Annotated in this window: 11 protein-coding genes; 8 read left to right on the top strand and 3 right to left on the bottom strand. The window is 58.6% G+C overall.

What is annotated here, in order from left to right:
* Positions 1–16 precede the first annotated feature (16 nt).
* Positions 17–682, bottom strand: coding sequence for a tyrosine-type recombinase/integrase (locus IRI77_RS38655; protein WP_407674117.1), 666 nt, complete (start codon positions 680–682; stop codon positions 17–19).
* On the opposite strand from IRI77_RS38655, the gene IRI77_RS16425 reads away from it, so the two are divergent.
* From IRI77_RS16425 to IRI77_RS16390, 8 genes are all read left to right on the top strand, one after another.
* Positions 644–4,942 (top strand): RHS repeat-associated core domain-containing protein, encoded by a 4,299-nt coding sequence (locus IRI77_RS16425; RefSeq protein ID WP_228486764.1) that lies wholly within the window; start codon positions 644–646, stop codon positions 4,940–4,942. The genes IRI77_RS38655 and IRI77_RS16425 overlap by 39 nt on opposite strands.
* Positions 4,939–5,445, top strand: a complete 507-nt coding sequence (locus tag IRI77_RS16420) for a hypothetical protein (RefSeq protein WP_194453123.1) — start codon at positions 4,939–4,941, stop codon at positions 5,443–5,445. Before IRI77_RS16425 ends, IRI77_RS16420 begins: the two co-directional genes overlap by 4 nt.
* Positions 5,446–5,660: 215 nt before the next feature.
* On the top strand, positions 5,661–7,271 hold the full coding sequence (locus tag IRI77_RS16415) for an RHS repeat-associated core domain-containing protein (protein WP_194453122.1): 1,611 nt from the start codon (positions 5,661–5,663) through the stop codon (positions 7,269–7,271).
* Positions 7,272–7,881: 610 nt separating this feature from the next.
* A complete protein-coding gene (locus tag IRI77_RS16410) occupies positions 7,882–8,226 on the top strand; it encodes a hypothetical protein (protein ID WP_194453121.1) in 345 nt (114 codons plus the stop codon).
* A gap of 219 nt (positions 8,227–8,445) precedes the next feature.
* On the top strand, positions 8,446–9,549 hold the full coding sequence (locus IRI77_RS16405; protein WP_194453120.1) for a WD40/YVTN/BNR-like repeat-containing protein: 1,104 nt from the start codon (positions 8,446–8,448) through the stop codon (positions 9,547–9,549).
* 112 nt (positions 9,550–9,661) lie between these two features.
* A complete protein-coding gene (locus tag IRI77_RS16400; protein ID WP_194453119.1) occupies positions 9,662–9,883 on the top strand; it encodes a hypothetical protein in 222 nt (73 codons plus the stop codon).
* 16 nt (positions 9,884–9,899) lie between these two features.
* On the top strand, positions 9,900–11,678 hold the full coding sequence (locus tag IRI77_RS16395) for an RHS repeat-associated core domain-containing protein (protein WP_194453118.1): 1,779 nt from the start codon (positions 9,900–9,902) through the stop codon (positions 11,676–11,678).
* Positions 11,675–12,322: a hypothetical protein gene (locus IRI77_RS16390; RefSeq protein WP_194453117.1), complete on the top strand. Its 648-nt coding sequence runs from the start codon at positions 11,675–11,677 to the stop codon at positions 12,320–12,322. Before IRI77_RS16395 ends, IRI77_RS16390 begins: the two co-directional genes overlap by 4 nt.
* A gap of 308 nt (positions 12,323–12,630) precedes the next feature.
* Here the strand turns inward: IRI77_RS16390 and IRI77_RS16385 are convergent, their stop codons facing one another.
* Positions 12,631–13,935 (bottom strand): ISKra4 family transposase, encoded by a 1,305-nt coding sequence (locus tag IRI77_RS16385; protein WP_228486836.1) that lies wholly within the window; start codon positions 13,933–13,935, stop codon positions 12,631–12,633.
* An 8-nt stretch (positions 13,936–13,943) separates the two neighbouring features.
* The gene (locus IRI77_RS16380; protein ID WP_194453115.1) at positions 13,944–14,342 is read right to left on the bottom strand and encodes a DUF6788 family protein; all 399 of its coding nucleotides are present in this window, start codon (positions 14,340–14,342) and stop codon (positions 13,944–13,946) included.
* Between the last annotated feature and the right edge of the window lie 767 nt (positions 14,343–15,109).

Here is a 15,109-nt window from a genome sequence, read left to right as displayed (position 1 = left end):
CGTTGTCGCAGGACTCTCATGTCCCAACCACAGAGCAAATCACGCTGATGTCGACGCCCGACTGCAGCAAGTGCATGGCCGTCGAGTGTCGCAGCGTATGCGGTGAGATGCGTCTTCCCGCTAGTTGTGGGCACGTCGCGGTTGCAGACCGTACCGCACGCTGCAGTCGTTCCGTGATCGCTGATCTAGTCAATGGCGACCCGAAACGGCTCGGAAACAGCGGCCGCTCCGGCGCGGAATTAACCTCGGGCAACCACTCGCGAATCTGTTGCATCGTTGTGCGCCACAGCGGCACGAGACGGTCCTTTCTGCCTTTGCCATGGATTCTAATCGAAGCGCTCCCTTCGAATGTCACATCGGCCACAGTAATTCCGGCGGCTTCCGAAACGCGGGCGCCCGTGTTGTAGAGCGTCAACAGCAACGCGTGGTCCCTTCGGCCCGGCCACGTGGCGGTGTCTGGGGCGCTCAGGATGGCTTGTATCTCGTCGCGTGTCAGATAGCCAAGCAGCGGCTTGTCACACCGTTTCAGCAGTATGGCCAAAACACGGTGGATTGTGGGCAATGCTGCCGGCTCCTGCAAGACAGCAAACCGCAAGAAAGATCGAATTGACGCCAGACGAGCATTCCGGCTGCGGACCGTGTTGTGCCGCTCCTCCTCCAGGTATTCCAGAAATGCGAGCACAAATGCCACGTCGAACTCGGTCAGAGTGAAGGACTCGGCCGGTTTGCCCTGATGGGTGTCCCCGAACGCCAACAGGAGCCGAAAAGTGTCGCGGATAGCGGCACGATCTATCCGACCGCCTTCTACGACAGAAACGGAAACTACATCATTGCGGGCTATGCCTCCGGTATCGGAACGAATCTGGCGGATTCGAGCGGACGCATCAGTTGGATCAGTGATGTCCGGGCGAACGCCAGCTACGGCAAATCGTACGATTTCGTGTACACCAGCACGGGACTGCCGCACCTCACGCAGATCAATAACAATGTTGGCTTGGGCGAGGAGTATGCGCTCAGCTACAGCACGAGCCAAGCGCTGAAGTCGCCTTTCACCCCCAATGCTCAATTCGCCACGGTGGACCTATTGACCGGGGTGAACATCACGAATCTCGGAGTACCCCACCTGTTCGAGTACGGCACGAACCAAGCCGGGGAGTTGACCAAGGTTACGTTCCCGTATGGTGGAGTGGTTGAGTGGGCGTACACAAACTTCCTCTTTGGGAACGGGAAGACCTTCCGCGAGGTGAATAGCCGGAAGCTCACGAGCCAGCCGAACGGGACTCAGTTGACGTATGGGATTGCCGCAACGGATACCGGCACGCCTTTGTTCGCGCACAAGGCGAGGACCGTGAGCGATGCGAACGGGCGGGACACGCGCGTCTACACCCTTGATGATGTGGCGACATCGATTTCCTATGGGGCCAGCACTGCCTTTGAGCAACGCGATACCTCCCTCACCTACCCGGTTCTGCTGCATCGGGACGACACCTGGACCACGGACATCAAGGGGAATGTCTACCTGAATAGTTCGACCACGACGTTGGATCCTAACTCTTCAGGCGTCCCGAAGGTCTCCAGAGTCGAAATCGACCGGGATGGCTGGGGCAACGTGACGGAGCAGCGTCTCTTCGACTACGGCCTGACCAGTCCCACACTCAAGCGGAAGTACAAGAACACGTACTCGTACGGCCTCGGGTGGGTCGGCATCAACAATCTGCTGGTGAAGTCGGAGATTATCGAGGGTACGACGACGGTGCAGACGGCGACGTACGATTACGATACGGGGCCGGCCGGGAGTTGCCCGGCGAACAGCACGAACCTGACCGATGTCACGGATATCACGGAGCATGATGCACGGTACTCGACGTCGTTGACGTGGCGAGGCAACGTGACCTATGTTGCGGTGCTGGGCAAGGCGCCCGTTTGCCTTAGCTATAACATCGGCGGGACTGTCGTGAAATCGCAGACTGTGGGCGGGATCGCCGTCGACTACTCGGTGACGTCGGCCAGCCACTACACGATGCCTTCGGTGGTGACCCCGAATGGCGAGTCAAATCTGGCGAGCAGCAGCCAGTTCAATACCTTTCTGGGGCTGAGTTCGACGACGGGGCCGAACTCGGCGACCGCGGCGTTCACCTATGATTCAATGACCCGGCCGTCGACCACCACGTCGGCGCTTGGGGCGGTGACGAATTACGCGTACACCAATGCCGTTGTCGCTGGACCCTCATCCACGCTGGCGACCAGCACGGCAACGACCAATGGGAAGTGGGTACGGACGACGGTCGATGGTTTGGGCAGACCGGTGAAGGTGGAACGCGGCAATGGCAGCACCGTTGTGTCGATTGTCGATACCGAGTATGGGCCGTGCGCCTGCTCGGCCGTGGGCAAGGTGAAGCGGGTGTCTCAGCCTTATGTCACGGGCGGAACGGTCTATTGGACGCAGTACGAATATGACGCGCGGGGCCGAACGACGAAGGTGACGCCGCCTCTGAATGCCGGCTACACGACTTATCTCTATGTTGGCAACACGGTGAAGGTGACCGACCCGGCGGGCCGCTATAAGATCCACACGGTGGATGTGATGGGGAACCTGACGAAGGTTTCGGAAAAGAATCCGGCCGGCGGAGCGGATTTAGACACGTTCTACACGTACAACATGGCGGACAAGCTGACCCAGGTATCGATGACTCGCGGATCGACAACGCAGTTGCGGACGTTTGGGTATGACTCAGCGTTCCGGTTGCAGACGGAGACGAAACCGGAGACGGGCACCACGACCTACACATATGACTCGATGGGACGGCCGTCTACCAAGGTGGACGCGAAGAACCAAAAGGTCGAGAATGTCTATGACGCGTATGGGCGCGTGACGATGGTGAAGCGGTATCCGGTGTCGACTGGGGCGGAAGACGTGAACCAGCGGACTACGAACACGTATGACTACGATGGGTCGGGTTCTGCCACCCGCAACATCTGGGGGCGGTTGGCTGCCGTATCGATTCCGAACGCGGTGACGGAGCACTACAGCTACACTTCGGCGGGGCTGCTGACGAGCAAGGCTTCCGACTACGGCGGGACTTCGTACATGACGCCGACGGTTGACTACTCTTATGACAATGAGGGCAAGGTGACTCAGATGGTCTATCCGCAGTATGGGCGCCTGAACACCCCCACGACCTACGATATATTCCCGCGGCTGACGCTGAACTACGGCTACGACGCGATGGGGCAATTGCAGAAGGTGACGTCGGGCAGCGGGCCGGGCGTGGACCTGGTGAACTCGGCCACCTACAATGCGGCCGGGCAATTGCTTTCGTCGATGCGTGCGACTACGGTGGGTGTGAGTTCCACAACGGATCTGCCTACGGGTGCGAGCCTGGGCCTGGAGACGTTCCAGTACAATGGGCGGAATCAGTTGACGGAGCAGACGGGCCTGGGCACGGACATCAACTACTGGTACTCGGCGACAGCCAACGATGGTCGGCTGGCGCAGAAACACAACTGGGTGACGGGGGAAGAAGAGAACTACACCTACGATTCACTCGGGCGGCTGGCGACGGCGTACACGACGGGGACGCAGTGGGGCCTGTCTTTCGTGTATGACGGATTCGGAAACAGGCTGCAGCAGAACGTGACGAAGGGGACGGCTCCTTCGACGGTGCAGACTGTGGATACGGCGACGAACCGGCTGAATGGGGCGGGGTTCGGCTACGACTCGAATGGGAATATGACGGGGTGGTCGACGCCGTCGGGGTCGGTGACGGCCTCGTATGACATCGAGAACCGGATGACGCAGATTGTGACTCCGAGCGTGACGGAGACGTACAAGTATGGTCCGGGGAATCTGCGAGTGAAGAAGTATCAGGGCGGGACGTGGACGTACACGGTGTATGGGCAGGGTGGCGAGGCGCTGGGGACGTTCACTGGCTGTTCGGTGGGCGGGGTGTCGTTCCTGTGCGAAGCGAAGCTGCGAGTGTACTTCGGCGGGCGGCTGGTGCTGAATGGGTGGACGGGGGTGAAGCCGGACCGGCTGGGGAGTCCGGATGGGACGCATGGGCGGGTGTATCCGTACGGGGAGGTTTCGGGGGCGGTGACGGTGGATCAGGACGAGACTTTCACTACGTATAAGCGGGATGTTGGGACTGGGTTGGATTATGCTCAGAACCGGTATTACGCGAGTTCGTGGGGAAGATTTACCACGGCGGATCCGTATCGGGCTAGCGGGGGGCCGGCGAATCCGCAGAGCTGGAATCGGTATGCGTATGTGGAGAATGATCCGGTGAGCTTTACCGATAGATCGGGCCTAATGCTGATGTCTCCTGACGAAGAGGACCAATTCCGCTGTTTCAATATGGCTGGGGGCATAGGTGGATTTGGCTATGCCGCTCGGAGCTGTTACCTGGGCGGGGGACTTGGGGGTGGTGCGGTCGAGATGACTGGTTGGTCTGGTGGAGCGCCGGGCGAGGAGCAGAGCACCCCGCCAAGGAAGTTTGATCCAAAACCCGGATTGCAGGGTCTTAAAGACAACGCCATTGCCTCCGCCGGTCACATTCTGCGGACCAATCCGACGTGTGCATCCATTTTCGGCGCAACCGGGCCAAGCCCCGCGGTCCTCTTGGAAGCACTGGCCTCCGGTAATACCGAGTACGGATGGATCCAGTATGGCAGTATTTCCAAGCCTACTATTTCCGCCACGACTCAGGTTTACATAGTAGAGCCAGGCGCAGAGATAGAACAGGGTGCTGCCATCACGATAAATGACAGCTTGGGCTCAAATTGGTTCCTGGGTAGCGATACTGATCGTATTCTTACAATTTTGCACGAACTGGCGCACGCGTACGATGTGATTTACGGTGGAAACCGCCTGGCAAATGATAGTGGCAATACTCAAGAGAGCATAGCGAATGATGCTTGGATTAAGGAGCATTGTGCCCCATGAGAACTATAATTACGGCGCTACTGATGTGCTCCCAGCTTATTGCATTTCAGCAGCAGGATCACAGTTATTCGGTCTGCGAGGCGCTTAGGAATATATCAGACTTGAATGGAGCAATTGTAACCATCAAGGCTGAGTTCAGCAGCGAGGTCGGGGAGTGGCTTGTCGATAACAACTGCGGGCCGACAATAAATGTCAGTGGCTACGCATTTAGGAATTGGATTGCGATTGATTGGCCTGACTCAAAACTTGTTCAGATGGAGCTCAAGGGAAAGTATGTATTCCCCGTTGATACGGAATCCAGAAACCGGCTGCGCCGGGCGACAGCTGCTCGACGAGGCGACACGAATGTGACACTGACTGTTGAGGGACTTCTGATGACTAGAACCCCCCTATCCATGCTGGTCAACCCTCGGGCCCCATCCAATCCAAGGGGCTTCGGGCATCTCGGCGCGGCGCCCGCTCGACTAGTTATCAAGCGCATCTTGGATGTAGAAGTAAACTAGTTATTGCCAGTTAGAGTGAATGCGTTACGCAACCTTTTAAGCCCTCCAGAAGCACTTGGAAAATCAGATATTTTATTAAATGTGCAAGTGAGTGCTGCCGCCACCTTCACTTATCGATAAGCCGCACCAGCATTTGAACAGACGGGGGTGCGGCTCTGGCGGAGATTCCACACATGTGCACTCTCTAGCCAGCCGGCAATACGGTGAAGGTGGGGTTGGAGACGTTCCAGTACAGTGGGCGGAATCAGTTGACGGAGCAGACGGGCCTGGGCACGGACATCAATTACTGGTACTCGGCGACAGCCAACGATGGGCGGCTGGCGCAGAAGCACAACTGGGTGACGGGGGAAGAGGAGAATTACACCTACGATTCGCTGGGGCGGTTGGCGACGGCGTACACGACGGGCCCGCAGTGGGGATTGTCTTTCGTGTATGACGGATTCGGCAACAGGCTGCAGCAGAATGTGACGAAGGGGCCGGCTCCTTCGACGGTGCAGACGGTGGATACGGCGACTAACCGGCTGAATGGGGCGGGGTTCGGCTACGACTCGAATGGGAATATGACGGGGTGGTCGACGCCGTCGGGGTCCGTGACGGCCTCGTATGACATTGAGAACCGGATGACGCAGAGTGTGACTCCGGGTGTGACGGAGACGTATAAGTATGTTCCGGGGAATTTGCGGGTGAGGAAGTCGCAGGGGAGTTCGTGGGTGTACACGGTGTATGGGCAGGGTGGTGAGGCGCTGGGGACGTTCACGGGCTGTTCGGTGGGTGGGGTGTCGTTCCTGTGCGATGCGAAGCTGCGAGTGTATTTCGGTGGACGGCTGGTGCTGAATGGGTGGACGGGCGTGAAGCCGGACCGGCTGGGGAGCCCGGATGGGACGCATGGCCGGGTGTATCCGTACGGGGAGGTTTCGGGGTCGGTGTCGGTGGATCAGGACGAGACTTTCACTACGTATAAGCGGGATGTTGGGACTGGGCTGGATTATGCTCAGAACCGGTATTACGCGTCGGCTTGGGGGCGGTTTACGACGGCGGATCCGTACCGAGCTAGTGGGGGACCGGAGGAACCTGGATCCTGGAACCGGTATTCGTATGTAGGAAGTGACACCGTTAACTTCACCGATCGGCAGGGGACCAATAGGGCTGCTCTCGACACCAATTTAGAGAATGTCTGTATGTTCTCGGCCACCACGTGGGATGAGTTAGCCTGCCGGGAAAGTTCCGGATTGGGTGGAGATGGGGGAGGTGGCGGGGCTGGAGGCTGTTCGATCGGGATGGATTTCTTGAGCACTGGAGTCAGCGATTTCGATTGTGGAAGTCCGGAGCCCTACAAGCCTGAAGCTCCGGCGTGGGAGTGTCCATCTAACTTCCAGGCCTGGATAGACGCCCACGGAGCTGACGCGCTTGCCACGGGGCTATCTGAGGCGAACGTCTTAACGGCTGCGGCGATCGAGTCAGGATGGGGGAATGGCGACTTCGCAAAAAACGGCAATAGTTTCTTTAATCTCGAGACAGTTTGGAAGCCAGGAACACGAATGCCGGGTCCCAAGTACGCCTATCAGTCCTCAACCCACCCATGGATGCAAGCAAGCGAAATGATCACAAAAGGGCGGTTCAAGGGTTATTACGCTCTTGTGGCGAGTTACAATAGTGCCGCGGACTCGTTCAAATCATTCGCTGCAACTGACGGGAAGTATTTGATCGGCGTAACGGACCCCAAACAGTTTGCCAGTATACTAGTAGCTCACGGGATAAACGCCGGTTCAGCCAGCTACTTCGGCAGCTTCGAGAAGACCTTTCAGGACTGCCTCAATTCACACTAGCAATGACCAGGGCAATTTCACTCATACTCATGCTACTCGCGGCGAGCCCCGCAGGGTTCGCACTTGATCCTGTTGTCAGCAAGGCGGCCGCCGCGGATCTCGTTCGAGATGCGCTTGCCCGTCTTGGCTACGACGGCGGAGGTACGAAAATCGCCGTGCGGCCCTGGCTTTACTACTGGGCCCCCGACTTCATCACTCTCCAGGCACAAGTATACGTCCCGTCGATTGAGAAGGTCGCAGTGCAGTATTTCGCTGTGAACCCATGGACCGGCGACGTATGGGAGCCGTTTGGATGTACTCGAATCCTGTCGCCAACAATCGAACGAAAGCAGGAAGAGATTTGGAGGTCATCCAACCTTCCAGACGAGGCGCGTCCTGTTCTCAAGGCGCGAATGCCCGGATGCACGCCAAGGGAAAGAGCAGGGAGAGAGGGTGCACGGTGAAAGGGCGACAGGGAGAGCCTGGTGGAGCGGGACCAGACATTCACAACATATCAGCGGAGGTAGGGAGCGGGTTGGATTGTGTGCAGCAGCGGTATTCTGTGAGTTCGTGGGGGCGGTTTTCCACGAATTCATAGGTGTAATTGGGGAATCAGCAGGTCGTGATGCGGATGACTACTCGAACCTGGGTTTTGATGGCCCTTGCCGTGGTGACGGCCGCGGCTGGACTGCTCCAAGCCAACGGGCGTCGCCCGCGGTTTCTCATTGCAGCGGCGATCCTGGCGCTTGGCGTGCTGACATCCGTCCTTCTCAGAGGGAAAGTGACCCGTCCCGTTCAAGCTCTCGTCGAGCAGAGTGTGATGTGGGGCGGCCTGGCTGTGGGGATGGGGCTCGAAGATGGGGATTGGATTTGGCTTGGCTTCGCGGTGAACTGCGTGTGGTGCGTCTGGGATGCCGTCAGGATGGCGGGGGAGACGACGCCGGAGCCGGCAAAGGGCGGTGATGCCCGGCCGTGATGGCTGACAGCTTGTGGCCGAAGTCGCGCGGCTAGCGGGGGCTTCTGCCACAGACTACAAAGCCCTGAGGGCGTAGAGGAGCCGTTTGCCATGGGTGACCACGACGGGTTGAACTCCTCCGCTCGGACGATCTGGGGGCGGCTTGCCGCGGTGGCTGTTCCTGGTTCGGTGACGGGGCATTGTGGCTGCATGCCGGCGGGGCGGGGGAGGAAACACACGATGTGGCTGCGTACATTTGCGACGTTGGTAGTTGTTGTATTTCCGTGGCCCGAGCGAGCTCAGCGGGCTTCTCCATTGACTGAACTCACCTTCGAGAGTGACTTGCCGGACTTGTCCGCATGGCACAAGATACAGCTTGCGGATGGTGGAGAGCCTTGGCTCCTATCAAGATCCGGGCTTTGGCGCAAAGCGGGGAACGATGCATCATGGTTGCCGGTCAGAGTTGAGGTCAATGGATCCCCATGCCGTCGTATCTGGGATGCACAGTGGTTTGATCAATCCGGCATTGTGCTCTGTGAAAATAGCTTGCTATTTACCCGTGACTTAGGCAGAAGCTGGAACGAGCTTCCCCCAGTGCCAGCGGGACACGGCCACGGCGAGATCAACGGACTGGAATTCAAGCGGCACGGTCGAGTTGGCTGGGTCTACGGGGGGGTGTACCGGCCTGCGAAGTCTGATGAGGATGCTCCGAACAACGCCATCAGCGTAGATGCGCAAGGGGTCAGGTCGATTCTGGAGCCTGCGATCTTCTTCACCGACGATTTGGGCATGCACTGGGTACGGCAGCGCTTACCGGCGTTGGAGGACACCTACCGGATCACGGGTCTCTCTTTCGTCGATGAGGCTCACGGTGTCGCTTTGATGGAGTCGGGCACGCTATTCACAACCGACGGCGGCAGGCAGTGGCAGCGAAGCAGCGTGGATGGACCAGCGTGTGGATCCAGGAGTCAGCGCTCTGAGGCTACGTTTCGGCTTGTGTATCTGGTGAGCGAATCGCATGGCTTCCTGAGTGCCGATGATGGCTCAGTTTTCCGCACAACAGATGGAGCAAGGACATGGTGTCAGGTGGCACCAAGTCATACGATTCGATCGCAGTCTTCACCTGAGCCCAGCTATTTTCTATCCTTCGGCTTCCTCACTCGCTATACGGGGTGGGGCGTGGATATGTCTGGTGGGTTGTTGGAAACTCGGGATGGCGGACGAAGTTGGACCCTCCTGTCGGGTAAGGGAGCTGCGAATTTCGAGCAGGTGCTATTGCTGAATGAGACGGAAGGCTGGGTACTGACAGACCGGACATTGCTCCGATTTCGAACGACACCGTGAAGCCTGAGCGATGAGTCAACGGTGCTGATTATCCGATCACCGAACAGAACCTTGTCCGGCTAGCAGCCCAAGTTGCGGGGTTGGGCTGAATCGCGAAGATTCGAACTCCTCCATGCGTAATATATGGGGGCGGCTGGCCGCGGTGGCTGTTCCGGGTGCGGTGACGGAGCACTATAGCTACACATCGGCGGGCCTGCTGACCAGCAAGATTTCGGACTTCGGCAGCACTTCGTTTATGACTCCAGAGGTCAACTACTCGTATGACAACGAGGGTAAGGTGACCCAGATGGTGTACCCGGTTTATGGGCGTCTGAATACCCCCCACCACCTATGACATCTTCACGCAACGATTGACCCTGAACTATGGGTACGATGCGATGGGGCAGTTGCAGAAGGTGACGTCGGGGAGCGGTCCGGGCGTGGACCTGGTGAACTCGGCCACTTACAATCCTGCCGGGCAATTGCTTTCGTCGATGCGTGCGACTACGGTGGGTGTGAGTTCCACAACGGATCTGCCTACGGGTGCGAGCCTGGGGTTGGAGACGTTCCAGTACAATGGGCGGAATCAGTTGACGGAGCAGACGGGCCTGGGCACGGACATCAATTACTGGTACTCGTCGACAGCCAACGATGGGCGGCTGGCGCAGAAGCACAACTGGGTGACGGGGGAAGAAGAGAACTACACGTACGATTCGCTGGGCCGGCTGGCGACGGCGTACACGACGGGGACGCAGTGGGGGTTGTCTTTCGTGTACGACGGATTCGGCGATAGGCTGCAGCAGAATGTGACGAAGGGGACGGCTCCTTCGACGGTGCAGACGGTGGATACGGCGACGAACCGGCTGAATGGGGCGGGTTTTGGCTACGACTCGAATGGGAACATGACGGGGTGGTCGACGCCGTCGGGGTCGGTGACGGCGTCGTATGACATCGAGAACCGGATGACGCAGATTGTGACTCCGAGCGTCACAGAGACGTACAAGTATGGTCCAGGGAACCTGCGGGTGAAGAAGTTGCAGGGCGGGAACTGGACGTACACAGTGTATGGCCAAGGCGGCGAGGTGTTGGGGACTTATTCAGTGTGCACGGTGTCCGGTTCACCATTCCTGTGCCAGGCGAAGCTGCGGGTGTACTTCGGCGGGCGCTTGGTGCTGAATGGGTGGACGGGCGTGAAGCCGGACCGGTTGGGGAGCCCTGATGGGACGCATGGGCGGGTGTATCCGTACGGGGAGGTCTCGGGGGCGGTGACGGTGGATCAGGACGAGACGTTCACTACGTATAAGCGGGATGTTTATACCGGGTTGGATTATGCTCAGAACCGGTATTATGCGTCGGCCTGGGGGCGGTTTACTTCGGCGGATCCTTATCGGGCTAGCGGGGGGCCGGAGGATCCGGGGAGTTGGAATCGGTATGCCTATGTTGTTGGTGATCCAATCAGTCGCTACGATCCCTTCGGGCTAGATTGGTGGGACGCTGGATCGAACACCCTGCACGGTGACTCAGATACCAACAACGGCGGACAAGCTGGGAATTCCCAGGCAGTTGGCGGTAGCGGAGTTTCGGCGAAACTAATGCCCGATGCATCTATGGGTGAGGGAGTAGGCGGAAGCGGGTCGACTAGCCTAGAAACGGGAGGAGACGGCAATGAATCTATTTGGAAGCCGGCGGGCTATAACGGCGCGTCTGAGGCGCTGTCGAAAAAGGACTGCTACGAGATGTTCGGCTTCAAATCTGCCCAAGATGCGCAAGGTGCATTTGGGAAGGTCTCGTTCGAGCAAAAATACCTAGGACAGCTGCTCGTCACACCAGGTCCGAATGGCGGGACGAAGGTCGCCCAGGGTACGCCACCTCCTGCGCAAGCGAAAGGGAACATTGTTTCTGTGAACTACAATTACAATTGGTTTGATTTTAGTGCAATTGATGCGAAGGACGCAGCTTCCGGTAGTGCGCAGACTTTCAATTATCTAGGTGTAATGAGCGCTGAGCTTGGGGTGAGCCTGACAACATCAGGCCTCGCTTCACTCATCCTGCTTCATGAGTTCAAGCACACTAATCTTGGAGGAAATGCGCCTCAGGAAGCAAGCAATAGGGATTTCAATCTTCCCGCTTACGAGAAGTGTATAAAATGAATCGAAGTTCACTATTGTGGCTCATTCTGGGCGCGTTTCTTTTGAGCTCGCCCAGTTTACGGGGCAGCCAAGAACAGCGGGAATACTGTGCTTTTGAGGTGATCGTCAGGTCATCGACCGGCAACCCCGCCGCGGCTACTTCGGTTTCCCTGTTTGACGACAGTGGGAAGCCGTTGATGTCCGCCTTGACGAACGAACAGGGGCTCGCGAGGATCTGCGACGCTCCTTCCGGCTTAGTTCGCCTCACTGTCGGCGGTGTTCTCTGCGGCACTGTAAGCGTAGGTCAGTTGAAGCGGTACTGGATGCAGACACGGAGGATCAATATCACTTATGACAATTGCTCTGGGGATGGGTGGGTACCCCTTGGTGGGTGCATGTTGACGATCCGGGTGAAGGCAAAAGACGGTAGCGCACTGATTGGGGCGAAATTCTTGGATCCCCATGAGGGGTTGAAGTCGCGCGAACAAACCATTGTCAGTGACAGTCGAGGAAGAATCTTCCGGTTCATGGAGTTCGGCGAGACGATGACCGGTTCCGTGGAGAGTGATGGATATGAATCACAGTCGGTCACCAACGTATGCAAGCGGGGTGATCCTCGTGATTCCGATTTGATCGTTGTGCTGGCGCCCATCCGCCCGCAGTAACCTTCCTTGCTACGCATTTACGAATTGGGTTGCAATTGATTGGCCTGACTCAAAACTTGTTCTGATGGAGCTCAAGGGAAAGTATGTATTCTCCGTTGATACGGAATCTAGAAACCGGCTGCGCCGAGCGACAGCTGCTCGACGAGGCGACACGAATGTGACACTGACTGTTGAGGGACTACTGATGACTAGACGCCCCCTGTCCTTGCTGGTAAACCCTCGGACCCTATCTAATCCAAGAGGCTTCGGGCATCTCGGCGCGGCGCCCGCTCGGCTAGTTGCCGGGTGCGCGACATAAAAATGGAAGATCAAGCGGCGCGTGATCGGGATTCCCCGTAATCTTCGAAGCGGCTGCTGAGTCGGCAACAGCGTAAGGCGAGTATGGCGTTGGCGCCACGGACGGTCCAGAATATGCCGGAGCACTTGAGGCGCTTGCCGACCACCGTTCGACAGCCGGCCTCGACGACGCCAGAGCCGACAAACAGACCTTGGGCACGGAACTTCGGGTAACGCATGCGCTCGGCGTTGCGTTCGAAGTAGTCGGCGTCGTTGTCGACATCCTGGGCGAGTTTGTCACTGTCCGGGCGCAGCTGCCGCAGGATCTTCACCAACGCTTCGATCTTGCCTGTATCGAGTCGGTCCACACAGAGGGCCGCCCATCGTTTGCGCGTTCGCTCGTCGTTGGGGAAGAGTTTGGCGGCCAGTTCCCAGATGTGCTGCCGAGCGTGATAGAGGTCCACAATCTGGATTGCACCAGGAAAGTGCTGTTCGGCGAGATTCCAGATCCAGACTGCGCCGTCGCCGAGCACGGCTTTCTGCCGCGCCCCGCTCCAGCCGCGCCGCCAGGCTTCGGTGTACAGGCGTAAGCCGAATTCTTCGGCCGTCTCGAGGGCGGCGACATAGGAAGTCGAGTCTGGATCACGGATGGGCCGTCCGTCCTCGTCCGTGGTGGTCTGGGTGAATACGCAGCCGAGCTTGACCTCGCGCGTGCGAGCCGGTTGGCCCTCGGTCTTACCGGCGCGGCCCGCTCTCTCCTTGACCGTCACCGGTATCCCGGTGCCGTCCATTTCGATGTAGAAGACCGGCACGGCGAGGGTGCAGACCTCGGGCAGTTCCAGTTGTTTGGCGCGGCGGATCTCTTTCCGGTCGCCGGCTTCGATATCGGCGCCGATAGCTTCCGATTGGCGCTCGACGGACTTGGAGGTTACTTCCAATCCGGCCAGCAGCTCCAACTGCTCGCGGCCCTGCTCGAAGCTGGTCTCCGAGCCCACGGCGGCCATCATGCGCCGCACACCGGGCGAGAACCCCGTGCCTTCCACGTCCAGTTCCCGGTCGCGCGGGCTCTGGCCCTGATGGCAATGCGGGCAGAGATAGTAGCCGCGCTGAAATTCGACCGGCCCCAGCATGGTCAACAACTGGCGCGCGCGGGTATCGTGATAGCGCGCCCGGTGTCCACACCCACATGATGGGCGGTCCGTCGGGGCTGCCGGTTCCGACAGTAGACGTCCGAGCATTGTGGCGCCGGCACGGTGCATCGATCGGCGCACCAGTGTTTCGACGGCCTCCAGATCGACTCGCTCGGACTTGCGGAGGCCGCTGAAGACGACCTGCAGCAGACGGCCTACTTCCTGGGCGACTTCGCTCTGGATCGCATCGGCCGTTTTTTTTCCTGCGGCGTGAGAGTCTCTTGCACCGGCCGCAGGCGGCAGATCTGCTCGCTGACTTGCACGAAGGCGTGATTGAGTTCCTGAAACTTGCGGAACTCGGCGATCTCGGCTTCGGCTTTCCGCACGGCGACGGGCGTTGGCAGGGATTCGGTGAAGGTCTTGCCCTGGAGTTTATAGGTGAGACGCAGGTTGGGACCGTGTCCCGGATCGCCGGGACGTGCGCAATGGCAAGTGGGCTTGCCGCAGCGGCGGACGATGCCGGTGATGGACCCGGGCCGGAAATCGCCCAACGCAGAGATGGCGCGCGCCAGGGCGCGTTTTTGATCTTCCAAATCCGGCAAGGATTGGAGCATGATGAGGCCTCCTAGACTGAACGTATCACATACGCTCAGAATCGAGCCACAAAAAAGGAACCCGACAAACCTCCACTTCTGTGTCGCGCAACCCCGGCGGATCCGCAGAGCTGGAATCGGTATGCTTATGTGGTAAATGACCCAGTCAGTCTTCTTGATCCTACCGGCCGTCAAGCGGCGGCACCGACGGGACAAGGGTGCACAGTCGTATGGTATAGCCTCTGGTTTGACGTTACGTGTAATGGTTCCGCCAGTACTGATATCGGAGGAGGAGGAGGAGACACGTTGGTATCGAACGTATACGCCTTCGCAGATCCAGATCCGCCCAATGAATCCGCCCCCGAGGGCTCTGACCCTAGCTCATGGGATTGGCTGCCACAAGGCGGCAGCGAGACCACGGGCCTCGGTGAAAGTGGAGGAGGTGGCGGCGGTGGCGCAATCACGAAGCAGAAAGAGCAGATACTGCCTTGCCTAGGCAAGGGGATCGCAGTCGGCGCGGCGTCCGCACTAGTCGTCGGAGGTGTTGCAATCGGTGCGGCTACGATTGGAGTTCCAGCGGCAGTAGTTACTGGTGGTCTTCTGCTGACTGGGGCTGTCGGGGGATACTTTACAAGCAAATCCATCATCAATAATGCCCAGTCGGGAAATTATGCGGGGTTGGCCTATGACGTAGGATCCGTCGCCGGTGGTTTTCTTGCTGGCTCGGGAACTGGCGGTCGAGTTGGTGACGCCATTAATCCTCCGGCAACTCGCGGATGGAGCTTTAG

This window comes from Paludibaculum fermentans (genome assembly GCF_015277775.1).
Taxonomy (GTDB): Bacteria; Acidobacteriota; Terriglobia; order Bryobacterales; family Bryobacteraceae; genus Paludibaculum; species Paludibaculum fermentans.
This window is presented reverse-complemented; position numbering and strand designations above follow the sequence as displayed.